This is a genomic window from Paenibacillus sp. JQZ6Y-1, from assembly GCF_040719145.1.
Lineage (GTDB): Bacteria > Bacillota > Bacilli > Paenibacillales > Paenibacillaceae > Saccharibacillus > Saccharibacillus kandeliae.
The window spans coordinates 257,052-279,499 of sequence record NZ_JBFDUZ010000001.1 but is presented as its reverse complement, the minus strand read 5'-3'; the positions used below and the strand labels follow the sequence as shown (position 1 = coordinate 279,499).

Genomic DNA, 22,448 nt, shown 5'->3' with positions numbered 1-22,448 from the left:
CTCCTACTCTCTTGGCATCGCGGTTAACTATCCCTATAATGCTGGCTGCATCCCTTGCTCAATCCAGTCCTCTCGTGTAGGTCCGTATATGCTCGGCACACGTAATCCAGCTTGGCGCATCAATACCGACATTTGTCCCCGATGATGAATTTCATGAGCGATAACAGCGCGTAAGGTGAGTCCGTTTGCCCAAGACTCGCCATACATATCGCTCATTTCTGTCAAATTGGCATCGGTCCATTGCTGTTGTATCGCTTCCAACATACCTTGAGAAACCAAGCGATATGCCTCAGCAATCTGCGCTGCGGAAGCAGGTGCCTTCTTTTCGCCCTCAGGCGCGACAAATTGCAGCCCAGTACGTGACACCATCTCATGAATGGTAGTCGTGATATGCCAGCCGATCTGTCCAAGCGGTCGGATATTGGACTCGCTACCCTGATTCAGCGAAGCATCGGTCAGTACATCCAGTACACGCTGCGTATGGGATGATACACTGCGCCACTCGTCTACAAAAGCGGGAATCGTAGTAAACATAAAAAGCCTCCTTTGGGATCAACGCCGTGAATTGGCGAGTTGTCCTCCCATTGTAGACAACCTCCACTGACAACAGTGTGTCAGTGTTTCGCAGCATAGAGTTCTACAATTTGCTGAGCCTTTTCTTTGACAATCTGGGCAATACGTATAGGCTCCACAATTCGTAGGCTCGGTCCATAACTAAGCAGCATATGGTATAGCCAAGTTCCTTCCGGTTGCTGCGAAGTAACAAGCAGCGTCCCGTCCGGCTGAGTAACGATCTGCTCGGCACCAAAATAATCCTCCGCCTGTGCACGTGCATCCGGCTGTAGCTGTAGCACTAGCTTGACGTAAGAGGTCGAAGCTGGACGATTCTGCCCATAGCTCAGGGTAAGAACTGGCTCTGATCGGCGTATAAACAGCTCTGGCAGAAGCTGAATGTCTTTCATACGAGACAAACGAAAGATCCGAAACTCCTGCCGTAGTAAACAAAACGCATGCAGGTACCAGCTAAAGCCCTTCATCACAATGGTCATAGGCTCAACGGTGCGCGTAGACAGTCTACTTTGAAAGTCGGTATAGACGAATCGCAGCAGTTGACGCTGACGAGTGGCGCTGCGAATGCAGTCCAGCTTATCCTTGTCTCTACTGCTACACCACGGATTCGGATCGATAACAAATTGATTGTTCAGCTCGGCGAGTGTGCTGTGCTCTGACTTGGCTATGAGCGCACCTACTTTATCGAGCAGCATGCCGACTTCCTGCTCGCCAATGCCGACCGAGATTCCTTTTAATCCAATGATAATGGACTGTAATTCTTCGATAGATAAAAACTGCCGGTCTAATCGATATTGCTCCATAATCTCATACCCACCATTCGCACCCGCATGAGACAAAATAGGAATGCCTGCCTGCATAATCGTTTCCACATCGCGGTATACGGTGCGTAGTGAAATTTCAAAGCGTTCAGACAACTCCTTGGCGCTAATACGCTTGCGATTTAATAGCATCATCGTGATGGCAAGCAGACGATACATTTTCAACGGAAACGGCTCCTTTCGTGTACGGAATCTATTATGATTATTGGATGAATGACAGTTTTTACAATGGCTTTGTATTCAATGTATATTCCCTCTGATTGCTGTTTGTGTTTTTGATATAGCTCTATTTATATTTTATATGCTTTTTGGCAAACGTCACTATAGAGGATGTATTCCTTCTATCTGTCTATGGAACATGCTGCCACTATTGCACTTTGCGTGCAAATCAGTCACAATGACAGCGTGTTCCTTTTTTGTCGTGTTAGGATGATAACTGGGTGTTCTATGCTATGATCATTCACAAGCCGATGCACGACCCATCGCTATGAATACTATATTCATGTATGCTAAAGTTACAGCGCTTTAACTTTAAAAACACTAGCATCTATCGGGAGGAATCAGAATGAATATTCGCAGAGTACATAATAATGAATTACAGATGGCAGTGGAATTGGCAGAGCAGGTGTTTTGCGCCACCGGAGAGCGATATATGGAGCATTCGTTTCCTACATTATTCCGTCCGGGCATTAGTCATTCGTATGGTGCTTTTACCGAAGAGGGTCAATTGGTTTCATTTATGGGATTGGTGCCAGTACAGGTGTCCTCTGGTAAGCATATTCTGTCCGCCTTTTCTATCGGTGCTGTATGTACGCATCCAGATTATCGCGGACAGCGTCTTGCTGGACAATTGCTAGCGCAATGCACGCAGCATGCTATTGATGCTGGCGCATCGCTGCTGTTCATTTCCGGCGACCGCTCCCTGTATACACGGGCAGGCAGTCAATTTTTCGGTCATATTCATCAGACAACCATCTCGCACGATGTCTCATCGCAATGGCAATCCTCCAATCTGTGGGATATTCGCCCGATGAAAGCGCAGGATATATTCGCCGTACATGCGCTGCTGCAACGTCCAAGCGCCCATATCAATATGAGCCTTAGTGAAATGCAGCTGATGATCCATGCCGAAGCGATGGCACATGTGAACCGTCAACAGCAGCACATCCTTGTCGCCGCGACACCAAACGGCATCGCTGCTTTTGTCGTCTTATCGATTCCAATGGATACGCCAAACGCTGTCAATTCTTCCGATTCCACCGATGCTGCGATTCCTCCTCATCCTGCTCTCTCTACTACGGAACAATCATCCACATCCGCAGCAGCTCATACCAACGAACCTCGTCGTGGCTCTGTCATTGAATGGGCAGGTAGACCAGATGCCGTACGTGAACTATGGGGCGAAGCGATTTGTCGTTTCCAACTGGATTCCCTGTCCGCAACCATCCCATGGCAAGAACAACAAATGCTCACCACCGCCCAAGAAGCTGGCGTCACGGTGTCTGCCGTTCGCAATGGCGGTACTATGATGATTATCAACAGTGAAGCCCTGCTCGCCCAAACCGGCTTACTGCACGGACTAGCCGAAAACAACGATCTCCAAATCACCAACAACCCAGACAATAGCTACACCCTAGAAACCCCACAGAACACGTATGTGATTCAAGATGATCAAGAACTTTGCTCTCTCCTGTTCAACCCGTATACCGAAGTCCTGTCCCAACACCTGACCGGCTTCCCTACTGTCGCCCTCCCGTACATGTACGGACTCTATTTTATTTAATATAAAAAAGCAGCAGCAGCTAGATAGGAACTTCATAGGATAGCGGAAACACTCGCATCCTACGATGTATATCTCTTTCCTACATTAGCTGCTGCTCTTCTGTCTACATTTTTTTACTTATCCTAGCTCCATTCCGCGCAGCCATCCACCCACATTTTGGTTAAAAGAATAATAGCGCAACAAAGCAACCATTCCCGTCTTACCACCAGCACCCAATCACAACGATGCCATCCCAATCCTGCAAGTTCATCACTACATCATCCATTCCAACATAGCTGTCAAAAGAAAGAAGGAACACATCTATGACAAAGGACCGAAGCATTTTGACGGATTATGTGCGTCAACACTGGTATTTCTACCTGATGGCTGTCGCCCTGATCATCCTGTCCAATATCGCGCAAGCCGCCCTACCACGGGTATTGGGGCAGTTTACCGATGCGCTGCTAGCAGGCGGCATCCAGTATAACATGATCATTCGCTATAGCTTGATTCTGGCGTTGATCGGCATTGTGTACAATCTGCTGTTCGGCGCGGGGCAATTCTCGGTCATGCGGCTTGGACGCAAATTTGAGTTTGCGATGCGGCAAAGTTTATTTCGCAAATTCGCTACACTGAGCGAGCATTACTTTTCTCGCCAAGGTACAGGTAAGCTGCTTAGCTCAATGACCAATGATGTAAACTCAGTGCGTGAATCGATTTCTAACGGAGTCACGATGACAACCAATGCGGTATTTCTATTTTTGTCGTGTGTGGTTATGATGCTGCTCAGTCATATTCCGCTGTACCTGATCGCGGTCAGTGTACTACCGATGATCGGGATTCCGTTTCTGGTCGTTTACTTCGGACCTCGCATTCGCAAACGGTCGATGAATGTACAAGAATCGCTCGCGGTGATGACCGATGCGGCAGAAGAACAGCTGCGCGGCATACGTGTCACCAAAACATTTGCTATCGAATCCACCGCCAATGCACGCTTCGGTGATACGGTTGACGGTATTCGCGACAATCAGCTGCATCTGGTGAGAATGTCGTCGCTGTTTCAGGCAGCAGTGCCTTTTCTGGGAGCATTATCGTTAGTTATCTCGCTGCTGTATGGTGGTTATCTGGCGATTCGAGGTGAGATTACGATTGGTAATTTTATCGCGTTAACGTTGTATCTGCGCATCATGTCGGGTCCGTTGCAGCAAATTGGTAACGTGATCAATATGATGCAGCGCTCAAGCGCCTCGCTGGATCGGGTCAATCGGCTGCTCGGCGAACAACCGGACATCCGTGACGATGAGCATGCCCAGCCGCTCGCTGCTTCGCCCGATCTGGAGCTGAATGGATTGACCTTTGCGTATCCGGGCAGTGACCGTCCCGCGTTGTCAGATATTCATCTCAAGATCGCCAGCGGACAGACCGTAGGCATCGTCGGGAAAACGGGCAGCGGCAAAACGACGCTAGTAAAGCTGCTGCTGCGCATCTATGATCCACCCAAAGGCACGGTGCTTCTCGGCGGAACGGATGTGCGCCGCATCTCCATCAAAAGCCTACGTTCTCGCATTGCCTATGTGCCACAGGATGGCTTTTTGTTTAGTACTACGATTCGTGACAATATCGCATTTAGTGACCGCAGCATTCCGCTAGAAAAGGTAGAGAATCATGCGCGTCAGGCGATGATCTATGAGCCGATTGTTCGTTTTCCCGACCGATTCGACACCAAGCTGGGTGAGCGCGGCATTACGCTCTCCGGTGGGCAGCGTCAGCGAACCAGTCTAGCACGCGGGCTTGCCAAAACCGGTCCGATCTTGATTCTCGACGATAGCATGAGTGCAGTCGATGCTGTCACCGAAACTGGAATCCTCGCCAATCTGGTGCAGGAACGCAAAACACGCACCACGCTCATCATTTCCCATCGGATCAGTGCAGTGAAGCAGGCAGATCATATCGTCGTGCTGGATCAAGGGAAAGTCGCTGAACAGGGCAGCCACGAGCAATTGCTGCAACAACGAGGAATCTACGCATCTATGTACCAATTGCAGGAGGAGGGTCTGTATGCCGAATAAGTCATCTGCCGATGCAAGCACAACTGCATCGGATCAAGCCAAACATATACCATCAGGCAGCAAACCGTCATCCCCGCATGGCAAGCAACCACCTACGGCAGCTTCCTCTCCCGATCCGAAGCAACCACGCCGTTATGAATCCTTGCGGTCGATTTTGCGCTATGCGCGTCCACATCGTCTGACCTTTATCGGCATTATCTTTGCAACCATGCTGTCCATCTCGGCTGATCTGTTGCAGCCGTATCTAGTCAGTATTGTCATCGACGATCATATTGCAGTTGGCAATAGTGATCTGCGCTTTCTCATTGAAATGGCGCTAGTGTTTCTCGGATTGGCGATTGTGAGTCTGATCTTTACGTATGTGCAGAGCAATCTGCTGCAATATGCAGGTCAACATATCGTTGCTAGTATTCGCAAAGACCTATTTGAACATATTTCCAAGCTGTCGATGAGCTTTTTTGACCGTTCTAGCAGCGGCGGGCTGGTGACCAATGTATCGAGTGATACGGAGACGATCAGCCAGTTTTTTACCCAAGTGTTGCTTAGTCTGATTCGTGACGGTATGATGCTAGTGTTTATTATTTACTTTATGTTCCGATTGGATACGACGCTGGCGTGGTATTCGATGCTAACGCTACCCGTGATTGTTACCTTAGCGATTTTATTTCGCAAGCGGCTGCGCGAAGTGTATCAATATGCGCGCAGCCGCCTGTCCACACTGGTTGCTTTTACTGCTGAGAATCTGTCCGGTATGGGCTTGATTCAGATTTTTCATCAGGAAAAGGAGCAAACTCGTCGATTCACCGAATACAATAGCGATTACTGGCAGGCAAATATACGGCAGCTCAAATCGAACGTGCTATTCAACCGTACCTTTGATGTGCTCGGCAATATCGCGCTGGTGCTGATGGTATGGCTAGGTGGCGTCGCCGTCTTCAACAAGCAGATGGAGGTCGGCGTATTGTATGCGTTTATTAGCTATATCCGTCAATTCTTCCAGCCAATTACGCAAATTACGATGCAATGGAATACCTTTCAGTCTACGATTGTGTCGATGGATCGCATCTGGCGCATTTTGCGAATCAAGCCGGAGATCGCCGATGCTCAAGCTGATCAGCTGACCCCGCTTGATCCTGAAAAGGTGAAAGGGAAAGTTGATTTCAACCATATCACCTTCGGCTATGATGTGGATCAACCGGTACTGCCAGAGCTAGATTTGCATATTCGCCCCGGCGAAATGATCGGCGTGGTCGGAACGACGGGTGCGGGCAAAAGTACGCTGATCTCGCTGCTGAATCGATTTTACGATGTATGGGACGGTTCCGTCACGATTGATGATATTGATCTGCGCCGCATTCCGCAGCAGCAGCTGCATCGGATCGTTGGATTGATTCAGCAGGAGCCGTTCTTATTTTCTGGATCGATTATCGATAATGTGCGCCTATTCCAATCGCATATTACGCGTGAGCAGGTCATCGAGGCATGTAGCTTTGTCGGTGCGCATGAGATGATTGAACGTCTGCCGCAGCAGTACGATACGACATTGTCAGAGCGAGGAAGCGGATTATCCGCTGGAGAACGTCAGCTAATCTCCTTTGCCCGCATTGTTGTATTTCGTCCGAAGGTACTGATTCTGGATGAAGCGACAGCCAATCTGGATTCGCATACCGAGCAGCTTGTACAGCAAGCGCTACAAACCGTATCGCGCGGACGAACCACCATCGTAATCGCCCACCGACTGTCCACCATTATGCATGCCGACCGCATTCTGGTCATGGAGCATGGTCGCATCGCGGAACAGGGTACACACTCACGCTTGCTGGCGCAGGGCGGTATCTATGCCGAGCTGTATCGACATGCACGTCACAGCGCCGGTACCGCAGCCGAAGCATGATCTGTATGGATATACAGCGTTCTATTTTATCCATATCGCAATCGGTCAGATCAATACGTCTGCAAATGCAAGCAACGTGCAATATTCCTTTCCACATGAAGCCGTGACAACGTGACAATATAAAGCCTGCCTTTCCGTCATTCCCGTCTATGCAGTGAACACACTGTACAGACGAGTCGGAAAAGCAGGCTTTTTGAGTGGAAGAATATCTCTTTTGGAGCTGTCTTGCTGCTCGTATGGCTTATTTTCTGTCTTCGCTTCTACGTTGTTATGGAATATGCAAATTATTTACGGAGTGTACCATTCAGCGTTTTGTTCACACTGCCTACAACAGTACCCAACACAGTGGATGTTGATGTTGTTGGTGCTGGTGTTGCAGTTGTTGTGGTGCTTGTTGCAGGTGCTGTAGTAGTGGTAACGCTATTCAGCGTGCTGCTTGTTGTAACTGGAGCGCTAACGGTTGAAGACGCTGGCGCTGTTGTTATAGGCGCTGTTGTTGCTACTGGTGTCGATGTAACTGGCGCTGTGGTTGTAGGTGTCGTTGTCGCTACTGGTGTCGATGTAGCTGGTGCTGTGGTTGTAGGCGTCGTTGTCGCTACTGGTGTCGATGTAACTGGTGCTGTGGTTGTAGGTGTCGTTGTTGCTATCGGTGTCGATGCTGCTGGAATTGTTGCGGACGAATCGGTAGTAGTGCCACTATTGCCCGATGGGACGGTTCCTGTATTGGTTATCGGAGTCGTCGAGGTAGCAGCTGGGCTGCTCACGACTGGTGCCACCGTATCAGTCACGATATTGGGCACGCTTATCGGTATGGTTACTGGAATAGAATTTGTCGGTGCTACTGGATTCTCGCTAGTGGATGGAGCTGTTCCAGATGTTGGTGTACCGGACGATGGCGCTTCTGCCACCGGAGTTGTCGAAGCTGGTGTTGGTTGTGCATTCGTTGATCCGTTCGTATTGCCGTCTTGCTGGGAAGTTGCCGGGCTAGCTGGCGCAGGACTAGATTGATGATCAACCGGATCATTTCCAGTGGCTGGTTGTTGCGGTGCCACTGGTGGTGTATATACTGGCTGCTCAGACGGCGTTGCTGGCTGACCGACTGCTGGTGAAGAGGATTGCGCAGTACTTGTATTACCTGACGATGCGGACGTACCGGATGCGCCTGCTGATGCACTTGCAGATGCACCGCCTACATTCACCGTAGCACTGCCAGACAGATTGCCTGTATTACCTGTATAAATAACAGAAGTAGACGCATTGGCATTCGCCGCTGGCTTCGTACCAGTCATCTGCTCGGCAATATGTTTGCCGTAGGTCATTTCCAGATATTTATTATATGATTCTTTACTCATTTCCAATTTTAGCTGATGCAGCTTTGATGAGATCGTTACCTGCTGCTCCGTGTTATCCACCTGAAAGCCTTTGTGCATCAGATTTTTCACCGTCGTATCAAAGTTATCCTTCGTCAACGCAATATCCTGACGCTCGCCGATTTGGAAATACCCTTGACCGGTTATCGTCTGCTTGAGCTGCTGATGAACGTATTCCGTTTTCTTCTGCTGTTGTTCATACAGCTTATCCAGATCCTTGTCGCGTTGCTCCTTGTCCTTCAGTTCTTGCTTATACTGTTTATTGGATTCGATCTTTTGCTCTGCCGGTGTTTTGCCGTCGGACGACGATGTATCTACATTGGTTCCATTCCCTGTATCGGTGGCAATCGATTGATCCTGCATCCGATTTTGTGCGCCTCCATACAAAGTATATACATTGGAAGAGGGAGTATAACTGGCTGTTGTCATATTCATGGAAGTGTGCTCCTCGCTTTGTAGGTTGTTGATCCTATGCACGTCGACGGCAGCGGCAGTGAATTCGGTTTATTTATATATCCACCATTTATGTCACATACAATTAAGGAATATAATACCATATTTATTGGTAATAATTTACTATTAATACAGTTATCCAGCAAGGTACTTTATTCCTAATAAAGGTATTTTTATCCAATTAATTTATATATGTATCTACATGTTGTTATACGAATATTACAAACAAAAGCTAGTCAGGAACCGACAAGAAGCAACAAAAAAGCCTTTTTCCCATATTCAGGAAAAAGGCTTCATTACACAGATGTGCACAATATATTAGGATAGCGAAGATTATTTTAAAATCCCACCCGGAATCAAGCCGACACCTGTTCCACTTGTACCGCCTGTAGTGCCGGTTGAGGTCGTGTCCGAAGAGGAACTGCTTCCAGTGCCTGTGCTGCTACCAGATGGTGTCGTACTACCACTATTGGTCGTAGTGCCGGACGATGTGCTACCACTACCGCCACTATTGCCTGTACTTCCAGATGACGTTGTATTGCCTGTTGTGCTACCTGATGATGTCGTAGTACTACTGCTACCTGTACTACTGGATGGCGATGTGCTGCTACTGTTATTCGTTGTACTGCTGCCAGACGAATCGCTAGTTGTTGATGTTGGTGTTGTACTTGTGCTAGTACCGCCACTGTCGGTTGTCGAAGTGGTCGTGTTTTGTGTGCCTGCTGGCGTGTTCGATGTGCTGCCGCTATCGCTGCTTGTTGTAGGTGCAGGCGTTGTATTGCCAGTAGCAGGTGCTGTACTGCTGTCACTGGATGACGGTGTCGAGCTGCTGCCATGCGTATCTGAAGATACAGTATTGCCATTGCTGGCAGTAGGTGATGGAGCATGACCTGAATCGTTTGCTACTGGTGTGGTCGTGCTGGTGTCATGCGAAGCATTGCCTTGATTGGTGCTGTCTGTGGAAGGAGAAGTTGTCGGTTGCGTCGATGTGCCTGTATTTGCAGAATCCGATGAAGAATTGCCTGTAGAACCGCTGCCCGTACCGATGCTAATGCTGCCGCCGATCGGCTCGGTCGTACTATCGCTATCGGATGGATCTGTTGCGATATCGCTACTAGATGCCAGACCCGCTTTGAGATAAAGGGACTGCATGTACTGCTCATAGGAATCTTTACTGATTTCTAGCTTTAGCTGATGAATCTTGGACGAAATGGTCAAGCGTTCTTCGTCCGCGCTCACCTGAAATCCGCGACTGACGAGATTTTTGATCGTGTCCTCGTAATTGTTTTTGGTTACTGGCAACTGACTGTCTGTGCCTAGCTTGCTGTAAATGCTTTCGATCAGCACATCATGAGCGGTTTTGTTGCTTGCCTGCTGTTCATGCTGCTGCTTGTCGAACAACGTGTCCATATCTTTTTTGCGGACCTCTTTGGCTTTGTCCTCTTTTTTGTACTCTTCTTTTCGTTCCGTTTTCTGTTCCTCTGCCAGCTTGTCCTGCTGTTTTTGATCCTGAATCTTTTGATCCTTCAGCTTTTGTTCCTTGGCTTTTTCTGCCTGTACCTGTGGATCGCTATTGTCCTGTTCCTGCTTCTGCTTCGGGACATCGGTATCCGTTGCATCAACGCCACTACTTTTGGCAGGATAGCTCTGCTGCAAGCTACTGCTGGAGGCATACCCAGGGCTTGAACTGATATTCATCTGTAATCTTCCTTTCTGACAAAATGAACGGGTGCCCTGCTTCCGATCGTGCTGTACAAGTCCATGATTGAAGTGCAAGTGAATATGATGAAAAGATGACGTAGCTCACCACGTTTGTAGTAAAAATGTACTATTTAAAAATGAACACATCAAGGGTATTAAGACCTATATAACTAAGTTGCTTTACATATTTTTAAAGGAGCGCTATCTGATAGCAAAAAAGCTCGGATACCGCGTCGTTGACGGGATATCCGAGCCTTTGAATCATGCAGTTTATGAGTGAATTTGCCTCAATGTGCAGAATAACGTGTAGCCTGCTGATGCAACCAGTAACGAACACGCTGTAATACGTCTTGCATTTGCAGCGGTTTGCTCATATAATCGGTTGCTCCTGCTTGAACACTCTTCTCACGATCTTCTTTCATCGCTTTGGCAGTTAGCACGATGATTGGCACTTCGCTGTAGCCGTACAGGTTACGTACCGTTTTCATCGTTTCGTATCCATCCAGCTCCGGCATCATAATATCCATCAAAATCAGATCGATATCCTGATCCATATGCAGGATTTCCAGCGCATCGCGTCCATTTTGAGAAATGACAATATTCATACTATAGCGCTCCAACATACTGGTCAGCGCATATACATTGCGAATATCGTCATCCACAATGAGAATCTTTTTGCCATTCAAAATGTCAGTTCCTGGCGCTTGCGATTGTGCAATCGCTGCGTCATCTGCGCTTAATCCAGCGTGCGCTCCAGACAACGTATGGTCGGTATGCAGCAGCGGACGCTCACCACTTGTCATATACGAATCTAGACGATCCGCAGAGGACAACGTTCCTTCCTCTACAAACAGCGTACGATTCAGCGGCAGCGAGTCATTCATTTCAAACATGGCATGCTCCGAATTCGGATCGGTCACCATGCACGGAATATAGAAGGTAAAGATACTACCCTCGTTCAGCTTGCTTTCCAGATGGATCGTGCCGCCCAGCAGACTTGCCAGCTGGGAGGAGATGGACAGCCCTAGACCTGTACCGCCATATTTGCGTGCAGTCGCACCGTCTGCCTGACGGAACGCTTCAAAGATCACATCGCGATTTTCGGCGGAAATACCAATCCCCGTATCGCTGACACTGAATGCTAGCATCGGCTGTGCATTGTCGTAATCAGCATTCTGGATGCGATTCATCTTCTCTACCTGCAAGGTAACGCCGCCCGTCTGGGTAAACTTGAACGCATTGGACAACAGATTGCGCAGCACCTGCTGAATCCGCAATTCATCCGAATAGATCAGGTCCGGCACCTTCGAGTCCACCTCAACCTTGAAGTACAGATCGCGCAGTGCCGCCGTTTCGCGGAAGCTGCGTTCCATTTGCTCCACCATCGCGGTGACGCTGATCGGATTGATTTCCAGCTGCATTTTGCCAGCTTCCACTTTGGACAGATCGAGAATATCATTGATCAGATTCAGTAGGTCCTTACCGGACGAGTGAATGATCGAAGCATATTCCTGCTCTTTTGCCGCCAGATTGCCGGAGCCATTCTCTGCCAGAATCTGCGACAGAATGAGCATACTGTTCAGTGGTGTACGCAGCTCATGCGACATATTCGCCAAGAACTCGGATTTGTAACGCGAGCTAACCTGCAATTGCTGTGCGTATTTGTCCAGCTCAATCGCTGTACTTTCCGCTGCCATCTTGCCTTGCTCCAATCGCTCGTTCAGCATTTGCAGTTCTTCTGTCTGCATTTGCAATTCTTCTGTCTGTGCTTGCAGTTCTTCGGATTGTACCTGCAATTCCTCCGATTGTACTTGCAGCTCATGATTCATCGATTGCGAATCGCGATACAGCTGTTCAACCTCCATGCGAGTCATGACCAAATTCATCGTCACCGCAAAGATGTCCAGCAATTGCTGGAACAGATGCTTTTGCTGCTCCGTCAGTGGCTGAAGCAGTGCGAATTCTACAACCGTAATTACTTTTCCTTCAAAAATAACCGGCGCGGCTACCATCGCTTGCAGTTCTGCCTGCCCCAGACCGGAGCTGACATTGCGTACATAATCTGCAGGCAATGGATGCAATTCCAGCATCCGACGCTCAGCGATACATTGACCGGTCAAACCGCGTCCTTGCTGAATCATCTCTGTGCCTAGCTCCGCCTCTTTGTTATCGACGGCAAAGCTCGCTGCACGATGCCATGTGCCATCATTACTTTGCAAATAGGCGATACCGTATGGCGCGTGAAACCATTTATTGCCCTTAGTAAGCAATATCGCTGCTAACGCATCCGCATCAGCCGCTTCTTGGAAACGAGTTGCTGCCTGTGCGATCTGATCTTTTACCCAGTTCTCATATTGCACATGATCCAGCAACTCATTGGCAGCTTCCGCCAGTTCGCCGACTTCATCGCGGCTTTGAATCTCGATTCGTGTCTTGAGATTCCCACCGGTTGCAATCCCTCTTACTGTATCGCGTACATCATTAATCGTGCGCACAATCTGACGGGAAATGAAGATCGCCGTCAAAATCGATACGACACCTAACAGCACCCAAACAGAGATCATCATCATGAGCAAACGTTCATTGCTCGCTGATGTGGCTTCAATGCGAGCTGTCGTCAGTGCCTTTTCACTTGTACGAAATGCGTCCAGTTCCGTGCGCAGCTGATCAATCTGCTGCTTGCCGGGATCGCTAGCAAAAAAGCGGGTAAGACCAGCGGTATTGCCATCACGCTTCATCTGAATGACTGGCGTTCCGGCATCATTGATCCAGCCTTGAATGCCTGTCTTAATCGTCTCTAGATTGCTCTGCTGTAACGCATTGCCTGCAATCAGGGACAATAATTCGTTATAATCCGATTCCCACTGAGTCGCGGCATCGTTATAAGGCACCAGATAGCTTTCTTCTCCGGTTAGAGCGAAGCCTCGCTGTCCGGTTTCCATATCCAGCACATGCTTTTCCAGGGCATTGGTAAGGTTATGGACTTCAAGATCATGATCATTGATATATCGGCTTTCTTCCTCCAGCTGGTTCACACGGCTTGACATCATCGTCAACACGACACCCAGACAGATAATAATCACGATATAACCCGCCACAATTTTAGTGCGTATACTCCATTTTGCACCGTTTGGCACTTAAAGCCCTCCAGTATATAGTGAAATGACCAATAGGTTCGACAATATAGACCGAAAATCACTTATTTTGGCTACCCAACTATTTTACTTCAAATTATTGTGTTTGCAAACGAACATAATGTAAAAATCATCTGAATAATCAATAAATGTTTGAACGTAATTCCAGTTTGGATCGGTATTGCTGCGGCGTGATGCCTTCCAATTCACGAAACACCTTAGAAAAGTGCCGACTGCTCTCGAATCCGACCTGTTGACTAATCTCACTTAACCGCAATGTCGGCTCGCTCAGCAGCGGTTTGGCACGCTCAATACGCAGCTTTTTCAAATATAATATAAAGTTCTCGCCCGTATACGCTTTGAACGCTTCGCTGAAGTAGGAGTAGTTGAGTGACACATGATTGCTGACCATTGCCATATTGAGCGGACGGTCATAATGCTGCTGCATATACTCGACCGCCTCACGCAGTCGATGATGCTCGCTGTGTACCAGCCGCAGCTGCCCGATATACTCGTCCAGACAGAGCAGCAGCCGTTCCAGATCGCGGTAATAATCGTGAAAATAACGATAATGATCCAGACTGCATACCCGACGATACAGTCGTAGCACCTCCAGCGATGCTTCGCCAAAATGCCGAAACACCTCATCCAGAATATGCTCGTTTACCATGAATACCGTACGCCGCACATACTCCATATTCATATGATGCAGCTCGGACAAACGGAACAGACGATGCAATCGGCGATTCATCTCTTCCACATCGCCTGTACCAAGCAGATTGCCAAGCTGGCGAATCTCTTCCTCCGACACTGGGGATAACGACATCGATTCCTGCTCAGGCTGATAATGCAGCATATACACACCCGGACAAAAGAATCCATATGCTAGCGCGCGGCATGCTTCTGTATAAGCAAGCGGTAAGCGGGCAATCCCTTCGCCTGCCAAGCTTATACCTGCCCACAAGCCAGAAACATCCCGCCGCCCGGCGGCACGCGCCAGTTCCTGCAACCGTACCAATTGCTGATAGTGCATAATCCAGACGCGTCTGCCTTCGCGATCCAATACTTGCAGCTCCGCGATATTCGACGAATAACAGCCTTCTCCTGCATCCAGCTGACGCAGAAGCATATCCAACTCCTGCACTGGAACTGGATGACCGTCTGCGGTTACACATTGCCATACACAGATCACATAAGGCTGTGGCAGCTCTGGCCATTCGCCGTTCATAAGCATGTTATCGGTATCCGGTGTGCTGCTGTCCAGCAAGCGAGAAAGCTGTTCCTCCTGCCAGCGTATTCGATATTGATGCGCATCTTCCAGCTGACGTGCTCGCTCATCGCGTTGCTGCAATTCCCCCTCCAGCCGCTCCAACGCCTGAAATAAATCCTCTCGTCGAATCGGCTTCAACAAATATTCGCGCACCTGATAACGAATCGCTGCCTTCGCATATTCAAAATCGTCATGCCCACTCAGCACGATCACTTCCGGTTGTACCGATAATTCCGCCATTCCCCGCACTGCGTCCAACATGCCCATGCCATCCAGCACTGGCATACGAATATCAGTAATGACCAGATCGGCAGGCAGCTCCATCATCGCTTCCAATCCTTCCTGCCCATGACGCACACAGCGAATCTGATAACGCTCTGGAAATTCTCGCTCAATCATCACCTGTAGGCCATGCCGGATATTCTTTTCATCATCCACGATCAGTAGTTGTCTCATGCCGAATGTCTCCTCCTGCCAGTACAATTTTCGGTATGCGTAATGTAACCTCGGTGCCATTGCCCTCCACACTGTACACCTGCAAGCCGTACGATTCGCCAAAAAATAATCGAATACGTTGCTGCACATTCAGCAGTCCCACGCCATACTGCTGTGTTGATACAGTAGAATCTGCCTGCATCGTTCGTGCAGACGATTCGCTCGTACTGCCATGTTGCAGCAGTCTGACATTGAGCTGTTCCAATGTGTCAGCGCTCATGCCTTTGCCGTTGTCGCTGATATGGATTCGTACATGCGAGGGTTTGCGTTCCTCCATACTGGCATGGGTGGTGCGCTTGCTAATATCCATGCCCATATCAATGCGTTGCTCTGTTCCTTGTACATTTCGATGTATGTTCGGTATCTTGGTGTCTATGTCTTGTGTAGGATGCTCTTCTTGTATATTCTCCTCGTCTTCGATCGAGATGGTCAGCAGGCGCTCCCTGCTACTATCTTCATCCCATCCATGCTTAAAGGCATTTTCTACAATGGGTTGCAGCGACATCTTGAGCAGCTCAAGTTCGTTATACAAAGGGGCAATCTGCACATCGAGCCGAACTGGCTCATCAAAGCGAATATTCATGACATCGATGTAATTGCGAATATGGCGCAGCTCTTGTTCTAGCGTGACGTATTCCCCCGCCCATTTGAAGTTATAGCGCATCATGCCGCCAAGAGAAGTGAGCGCGTCGGAGATCTGGCGCTGATCCTCGATTTCGGCGAGCATTTTAATATTTTCCAGCGTGTTATATAGAAAATGCGCATCTATCTGGCTGTATAGCGTTCGCAGCTCCGCTTCCTTCATCAGCGCCTGCTTGCGTACTGCCTGTGCAATCAGTTCATTGATCGTGCCGCTCATCCGGTTAAAATGGTATGCCAGCTCGCCGATCTCCCCGCCGCCGTCCACCTGTACAACAGGTGTACCTTCACCACGGCGCATCTGCTGCATCGCTTGGGTCAGCTTGCGTAGATTTTTGAGAATTAACGCATTTGCTACATACGTAATGAGCGAGACGAGCAGGATAAATGCCACGGTTGCCATAATGATCAGATTGCGCGCACGTCCGGTATCCTGTAGCATCTTTTCGAGCGAAGTCACCTGAACCAGTCGCGCACCGAGCCGCTCCACCGGAATACTAGTCAGCAAATACGATTGTCCATCCTCTCTGTATTGCGCCCACGTTTGACCATTCCATGATGAAGGCTGTTCGCCAGATAACGTGTAGTCATCTGTACTGGATTCCGTCGCAACATGAATAGCTGGGTCTGCCTTATCGGTTAATAAACGATGCGCCAGCCGCGTGTACAGATTATCCTGCTCATCCATCGATACGTTGCCACCGCCTGCATCCAGCAGCAGCATACGCGTGCTATCCTCCTGACTTTTGCCAAAGGTAAGCGGCGCCAAATCAGACAAGCGCATATCAACTTGAATGATGCCTGCATGATGACCGCGCGGCAATTCCAATTCGCGAAGCAAGGACAGCTTAGGCGGATCAGGCTCTAGTGCTCCTCGAGTATCCACTTCATCCAACGATAGATCACTGCGCTGCATATACCATGCTTCCCGATCACCCAATCCTTTGACCATGTTGTACCATGGCGCATCCGCTGTACGACTTTCATGCAGAATAATCGGCCAAATCTCGTACGTATTGGGACTATTGCTATACAATCGCAAATGCAGGATCGACGGATTGTTGATCTGAATCTGAGCAAGCCGTGCATACGAATTCGCATTGAATTCTAACAGCTCCGCTGTCGGTGTATCCTGATTCTCGGTCAAATATTGAATGACCGCTTTGTCTGATAATGCTAGCTGTGCCGCACGCTCCATCGTCTCAATTTGTGTAAGAATGGTCTGTTTTTCATTTTGCAGCGTATCGACACTTTTGAGTCGGGTATCCTGAATATATGTCGTATTGATCTGCTGATACGAATAATAGGAAATGGCAGCAGTCGGCAGCAAGATCACGACGATATACGCGACAATCAGCCGACTTTGTAAGGATATGCCATTTAGGCGCTTGAAAAGAGTCTGTAATGTATCCCGCAATGCTTTCAAACGTACTGCTTCCCCCTTTTAAATATAAGCGCTTACATTATTACTCCCATTGTAACCCAATATTGTGATCATTTTTCAAGAAAGCTTGAACATTTTCTCGTTTTTTTGGTAGTAGTCGATAATATAATCACGGAAAGAGGTCACTGCGCGCGGCAATACTTTATGCTTCATCCAGAACAGATGAACCGAATAGGTAGGCGATACACCAGCGATACGGATATAATGCAGATTCAATTGCTTGCAGACGGACACTGGCAATAAAGATACACCTTGATTCACCTGAATAATCTCGGTCAGCAAATACGAATCCACCTCAAACATGCTGTTCGGCACAAAACCTGCTCTACCGCACAAATCTCGAATAAATTCGCTATATTCCCGATTATCCGCCAGCGAAATAAACGGCTCTTGTGCGACCTCTATGAGCGGAAGCTCTGTTCGCTGCGCGTAGCGGTGAGTCAGCGGCAGCACCAGCACAATATCCTCATCCACCAGCAGACAGCTCTCAATCTCCTCATCTGCGGTGGCATGACCAGCAATGCCAAGATCAATATCACCCTTTTTCAGACAGGAAATGATCTCATCCTTCATTCGAATGCCCTGATGCACTTTGGAGTCCGGTTCCTTATGAATATAGCTTATGATGATTTGAGACAGAAAGCGTGGATTGGAAATGGAAATTTTGATCGTATGCGATGCCTGTTCATGCTGTGACTGAATCTCTAGTCGAGCGTTATCCAGCTCCATAAACATACGATCCACATGCTTGAGCAGGATTTTGCCAGATTCACTCAACTGAATATTGCGCCCTTTGCGTATAAATAGATTCGTACCCAGTTCATCCTCCAGTCGCTTAATCGTTAGACTGAGCGACGGCTGCGCGATATGCAGCTGCTCTGCCGCTCTAGATATATGCTCGGTATATGCCACGGTTTGAAAGTATTGTAGTTGTAGCAATTCCATATCAAAATCCGCCCCATTCATTTACTGGAATAAATATATTCATACTTTATTATGTATTAGAACATATGTAAACAAAGACGTACAATACAGGTATCCCATCTTATATCGAAAGGAATGAATCTCTCATGAAAATCGATGTGAACCAAATATCCAAAAACTTTAACACTCCATTAACTGCACCTGCATATCCACTTCCACCTTACAAATTCGTGAATCGTGAATATCTCAATATCATTTACCGCACAGATGCGGAGGCGCTGCGTGCTGCCGTACCTGAGCCACTAGAAATTACCGATCCATTGGTCAAATTTGAAGTCATGTGGATGCCAGATGTATCCGGCTTGGGCGCTTATACCGAAGCTGGTCAGGTAATTCCCGTACAATTTAACGGCGAAGAAGGCGACTATGTCCACTCCATGTACGTGGACAATTTTCCCGCCATTGCCAGCGGACGTGAGCTGACCGCCTATCCGAAAAAGCTCGGCGCACCGAAGCTGTATGTCGACTCCGATACACTTGTCGGCACACTGGATTATGGCAGTCTGCGTGTAGCTAACGCTACGATGGGCTACAAACATGTGCCTATGGATATTGAACAAGCCAAACAGGAAATCTGCCGTCCTACCTTTATGGTCAAAATGGCAACCGACTATACCGGACAATTGCGTATCTGCGATCTGGTTCGTACCCAAATTACCGATATTGATGTGAAATGGGCATGGTCTGGTCCGGCGCGACTCCAGCTGTTTGAGCATGTACTCGCTCCGCTCGCCGATCTGCCTGTGCGTGAAATCGTATCTGCTTCCCATATTTTAACCGATCTGACGCTAAATGCGGCACATCCGGTATACAACTATTTGGAACAAGCTTAATTCATCGAGGAGGAGTTACACATGAGAATTGCTATTCTGGGCGCAGGCTCACTTGGAACGATTGTCGGCGCATATTTGAGCGCTGGCGGTATGAATGTAGAATTAATCGACACGTATGAGGATCATGTACGAGCACTGAATGAACAAGGAGCAACCGTGACTGGCACCACCGACTTTTCATCCAAAGTCAAAGCGATTACTCCACAGCAAAAATCCGGCATCTACGATCTGGTGCTGCTGCTGACCAAGCAATTGTATAATGATGCTGTGCTGCACGATCTGCTTCCATTTCTGAATGAGAACAGCGTTGTCTGCTCGCTGCAAAACGGTATACCAGAGCAGCATGTAGCCGAGCTGGTCGGTGCGCATCGCGTAATTGCGGGTTCGGTTGAATTTGGCGCTACCTTTATGGAGCCGGGAGTATCTCAACTTACGACTGAATATGCACAATTCAAGTCTTATGCGTTTCAAATTGGCGAGTTGAACGGGGAAATGACTTCGCGCATCCACGATATTCAATCCGTATTGGAGCTGGTCGGTGGTACGCATATTTCCGACAATCTGGTAGGGACCAAATGGTCGAAGCTGCTGATCAACAACGCATTTAGCGGATTGTCGGCGGCGCTGAACGGGGAATACGGTGATATTCTGGATAACGAAATCGGTATCGCCAGTGCTGCACATATTGCCGACGAAACGATCAAAGTTGGACACGCCAATGGAGTCCAATTTGCCACTATGGGTGGATTTGATATTGCTTCGCTGGAATTGCAGGATGAGAACGATCTGCCTGCACGCATCATGACCTTGCGCCAAGTGATGGCGCCGTCGCGTCTCCTGAAAGCAAGCATGTTGCAGGATCTGGAAAAGCAGCGCAAAACAGAGATCGGCTATATTAACGGCGTTGTACCGAATATGGCAGCGGGCAAAGGCATCGCTACTCCGTTTAACGATCTGGTCGTACAACTGGTGCAAGAGGCGGAAGCAAACGGCACCGTGCCAGATTTCGCTACCAACATTCAATCCTTTGAACAGCTGATCAAGGTAAACAGCCCACAATAACGAATGAACGTTGTCATTGCGCTATAGCTGTTGCTCTTCTTCTATATGAACGTACAACAAACCGCCCATCATCATGACCTATAGCCATGATGATGGGCGGTTTTGCGTGTACATGGATTATTGTATACTCAGCTTCTCTTTGTTTTTCTCATATTCTGCCTGCTGATATGCCTGTACCTTAGCAAGACCATACTGGTCACGCTTGTTCAGATACTCTTGGAAAATCTGGTCAAACTCACTGTCCGATGATGCGAGCAGCAATTGTGGCAATGTTTTGCCCCATAGCTGACCGATCTTCGTATTGATAATACCTTCCGGTGAGTTGCCCGTCGGATTGAGCTGATCAAACTCAGAGCGACTGACGGTCTTGCCCTTGGTCCAATCTTCCATTTGCTTGAACGGCTCGACGCTTTCTGGCTTCCACTGGTCGGTAATGTTGGTGTCCATCTCCATCCAGTATTTATGGGAAGCTCCATACTTAGCATCAAAGGCAGAGCGGTCAGTATTGAGCAGCTTCAGCACCTCTGGCTTGAATACTGGCTTGTTGTTGACCATGTCATACGTCACGCCCGGCTCGCCCATATACAGATCGCGTTGTCCTTCTTCGCTAATGATATAGTCCAAAAAGCGAATCGCACGCGCTTTATCCTTTACATCCTTGGAGATCAACGTAAGGGTCCAGCCGGAAATGCTCGGTCCATTTAGTACTGGTGCATCCAGCTTCGCATTGGACGGACCATCGACGGCGATATACACGGAGTTTGGATCATGCGCATACAGTGCATTTTGCTGTGTGCCAAAATCGCTGCGCTGGTACAGCATCGCGAAATAGCGTCCTTGCGAGATCTTCTCTTCCATTTGAGCGCGTTTGTCGATAAAGATGTCCTTTGCCAGCAGCCCTTCCTGATTCGCCTGACGCAGCGTTTTCAGCCAGCGCAGGTATTCGGGATCGGTCAGACGGTCGTACAGCTTGCCATTTTGCTCCATCGGAATATTGAGGAAGTTTTGCAGATATCCTTCCAGCGAGTAGTTACCATTCTCGGTAAATTCATGCAGACCGAGTGGAATGAGCGGCTGTCCGTTCACCTGCGGGTACTTTTCCTTTGCCATCTCCAATGCCTTCAAAAAGCCTTCCGGTGTGCGCATATCCGGTTTGCCCAGCGCTTCGTACATATCCTTGCGTACGACAAATACCTGATTGGACAAATAATTTTCGCCATATTTCGCAAAGTCCGCTGGTGACGAAGACGCGTTCGGATACCCATATACATTGCCATCCGGCTGCGTATACCATGATAACTTCGCCGGATCAGCCACTTTTAGAAAATAAGGATCATACTGTTCAGCCAGCTCGTTGAGCGGCAACACCAGCTTGCCCTCAATCATCTTCTTCACGGCATCCTCGCCCCAGCTAAGGGTAATAAAATCAGGCAGCTTGCCAGATGCAATCATCGTATTCAGCTTCTCATTCTCATTGCCCGCTGGAACGATAAAGTTAACGCTCACGCCTGTTTTTTTGGTTACATACTGACTCGTAATGTCCTTGCCCCAATCGGTGCCAGTGTACCACGAGAAGTTCATATACCAGTCAAAGGTAATCGGTGACGTGTCCACTTTCCAGCCCGGCTCATCGGCAGATGCCTGCTTGACTGGTGTGGTATTTTCACTGGCGCTTTTGCTGCCGCCGCCAAAGTAGGAGCAGGCAGTTGTTAATGTTAACAGCCCCGCCATCAGCGCAGCCATAGCTGGCTTGCGCCATGAGGATGCTGGGCGTTTGTTGGCTGTTCGGCGCTCCGTTGTTTGGGATGAATCGTAAGATGAGCGTTGTTCAGGACTAGCTATTGTCGGCATATCATGTGCGGATTTGGACTGATGATGGTCTGACTTTTGCTGCATATCATTCCATCGCTGTTCGCCATTTGACATGAAAATAACCCCTCTCGTTTT

Annotated in this window: 14 protein-coding genes; 5 read left to right on the top strand and 9 right to left on the bottom strand. The window is 48.5% G+C overall.

Annotation, left to right across the window (positions count from 1 at the left end):
* Positions 1–33: 33 nt before the first annotated feature.
* Complete coding sequence (locus ABXR35_RS01155; RefSeq protein ID WP_367054297.1) at positions 34–534, bottom strand: DinB family protein; 501 nt, start codon at positions 532–534, stop codon at positions 34–36.
* 80 nt (positions 535–614) lie between these two features.
* Positions 615–1,550, bottom strand: a complete 936-nt coding sequence (locus ABXR35_RS01150; protein WP_367061057.1) for a helix-turn-helix transcriptional regulator — start codon at positions 1,548–1,550, stop codon at positions 615–617.
* A gap of 406 nt (positions 1,551–1,956) precedes the next feature.
* Between ABXR35_RS01150 and ABXR35_RS01145 the strand changes: the two genes are divergently transcribed.
* The 3 genes from ABXR35_RS01145 to ABXR35_RS01135 all read left to right on the top strand — a co-directional run bounded on the left by ABXR35_RS01145 (position 1,957) and on the right by ABXR35_RS01135 (position 7,116).
* Positions 1,957–3,174 carry a GNAT family N-acetyltransferase gene (locus tag ABXR35_RS01145; RefSeq protein ID WP_367054295.1) on the top strand — a complete coding sequence of 406 codons (1,218 nt, stop codon included), beginning with the start codon at positions 1,957–1,959 and terminating at the stop codon, positions 3,172–3,174.
* Positions 3,175–3,476: 302 nt separating this feature from the next.
* Positions 3,477–5,222 (top strand): ABC transporter ATP-binding protein, encoded by a 1,746-nt coding sequence (locus tag ABXR35_RS01140; RefSeq protein WP_367054292.1) that lies wholly within the window; start codon positions 3,477–3,479, stop codon positions 5,220–5,222.
* Positions 5,212–7,116: an ABC transporter ATP-binding protein gene (locus tag ABXR35_RS01135; RefSeq protein ID WP_367054289.1), complete on the top strand. Its 1,905-nt coding sequence runs from the start codon at positions 5,212–5,214 to the stop codon at positions 7,114–7,116. The genes ABXR35_RS01140 and ABXR35_RS01135 overlap by 11 nt, the downstream gene beginning before the upstream one ends.
* Before the next feature lie 284 nt (positions 7,117–7,400).
* Here ABXR35_RS01135 and ABXR35_RS01130 read toward each other — a convergent pair whose 3' ends face one another.
* The 6 genes from ABXR35_RS01130 to ABXR35_RS01105 form a co-directional block, all read right to left on the bottom strand.
* Positions 7,401–8,921 (bottom strand): hypothetical protein, encoded by a 1,521-nt coding sequence (locus tag ABXR35_RS01130; protein ID WP_367054286.1) that lies wholly within the window; start codon positions 8,919–8,921, stop codon positions 7,401–7,403.
* A 351-nt stretch (positions 8,922–9,272) separates the two neighbouring features.
* Entirely contained in the window at positions 9,273–10,637 is a 1,365-nt protein-coding gene (locus ABXR35_RS01125; protein ID WP_367054283.1) for a hypothetical protein, read from the bottom strand.
* 290 nt (positions 10,638–10,927) lie between these two features.
* A complete protein-coding gene (locus tag ABXR35_RS01120) occupies positions 10,928–13,777 on the bottom strand; it encodes a CHASE3 domain-containing protein (protein ID WP_367054280.1) in 2,850 nt (949 codons plus the stop codon).
* 139 nt (positions 13,778–13,916) lie between these two features.
* A complete protein-coding gene (locus tag ABXR35_RS01115) occupies positions 13,917–15,500 on the bottom strand; it encodes a response regulator (RefSeq protein WP_367054277.1) in 1,584 nt (527 codons plus the stop codon).
* Entirely contained in the window at positions 15,475–17,604 is a 2,130-nt protein-coding gene (locus ABXR35_RS01110) for a sensor histidine kinase (RefSeq protein WP_367054275.1), read from the bottom strand. Before ABXR35_RS01110 ends, ABXR35_RS01115 begins: the two co-directional genes overlap by 26 nt.
* A gap of 75 nt (positions 17,605–17,679) precedes the next feature.
* Positions 17,680–18,567, bottom strand: a complete 888-nt coding sequence (locus ABXR35_RS01105) for a LysR family transcriptional regulator (protein WP_367054272.1) — start codon at positions 18,565–18,567, stop codon at positions 17,680–17,682.
* Between the two features lie 125 nt (positions 18,568–18,692).
* Here ABXR35_RS01105 and ABXR35_RS01100 point away from each other — a divergent pair, with 125 nt between their 5' ends.
* Together ABXR35_RS01100 and ABXR35_RS01095 are read left to right on the top strand one after the other, a co-directional pair.
* Complete coding sequence (locus tag ABXR35_RS01100; protein ID WP_367054269.1) at positions 18,693–19,439, top strand: acetoacetate decarboxylase; 747 nt, start codon at positions 18,693–18,695, stop codon at positions 19,437–19,439.
* A gap of 21 nt (positions 19,440–19,460) precedes the next feature.
* The gene (locus ABXR35_RS01095; RefSeq protein ID WP_367054266.1) at positions 19,461–20,501 is read left to right on the top strand and encodes a ketopantoate reductase family protein; all 1,041 of its coding nucleotides are present in this window, start codon (positions 19,461–19,463) and stop codon (positions 20,499–20,501) included.
* A gap of 117 nt (positions 20,502–20,618) precedes the next feature.
* Here the strand turns inward: ABXR35_RS01095 and ABXR35_RS01090 are convergent, their stop codons facing one another.
* The gene (locus tag ABXR35_RS01090) at positions 20,619–22,244 is read right to left on the bottom strand and encodes a type 2 periplasmic-binding domain-containing protein (RefSeq protein ID WP_367061054.1); all 1,626 of its coding nucleotides are present in this window, start codon (positions 22,242–22,244) and stop codon (positions 20,619–20,621) included.
* Between the last annotated feature and the right edge of the window lie 204 nt (positions 22,245–22,448).

Coding starts and splice junctions, on each gene's coding strand:
- ABXR35_RS01125 (WP_367054283.1), bottom strand. CDS start 10,637: ATGAATATCAGTTCAAGCCCTGGGTATGCCTCCAGCAGTAGCTTGCAG.
- ABXR35_RS01140 (WP_367054292.1), top strand. CDS start 3,477: ATGACAAAGGACCGAAGCATTTTGACGGATTATGTGCGTCAACACTGG.
- ABXR35_RS01105 (WP_367054272.1), bottom strand. CDS start 18,567: ATGGAATTGCTACAACTACAATACTTTCAAACCGTGGCATATACCGAG.
- ABXR35_RS01145 (WP_367054295.1), top strand. CDS start 1,957: ATGAATATTCGCAGAGTACATAATAATGAATTACAGATGGCAGTGGAA.
- ABXR35_RS01130 (WP_367054286.1), bottom strand. CDS start 8,921: ATGAATATGACAACAGCCAGTTATACTCCCTCTTCCAATGTATATACT.
- ABXR35_RS01155 (WP_367054297.1), bottom strand. CDS start 534: ATGTTTACTACGATTCCCGCTTTTGTAGACGAGTGGCGCAGTGTATCA.
- ABXR35_RS01150 (WP_367061057.1), bottom strand. CDS start 1,550: ATGTATCGTCTGCTTGCCATCACGATGATGCTATTAAATCGCAAGCGT.
- ABXR35_RS01100 (WP_367054269.1), top strand. CDS start 18,693: ATGAAAATCGATGTGAACCAAATATCCAAAAACTTTAACACTCCATTA.
- ABXR35_RS01135 (WP_367054289.1), top strand. CDS start 5,212: ATGCCGAATAAGTCATCTGCCGATGCAAGCACAACTGCATCGGATCAA.
- ABXR35_RS01090 (WP_367061054.1), bottom strand. CDS start 22,244: ATGGCTGCGCTGATGGCGGGGCTGTTAACATTAACAACTGCCTGCTCC.
- ABXR35_RS01095 (WP_367054266.1), top strand. CDS start 19,461: ATGAGAATTGCTATTCTGGGCGCAGGCTCACTTGGAACGATTGTCGGC.
- ABXR35_RS01115 (WP_367054277.1), bottom strand. CDS start 15,500: ATGAGACAACTACTGATCGTGGATGATGAAAAGAATATCCGGCATGGC.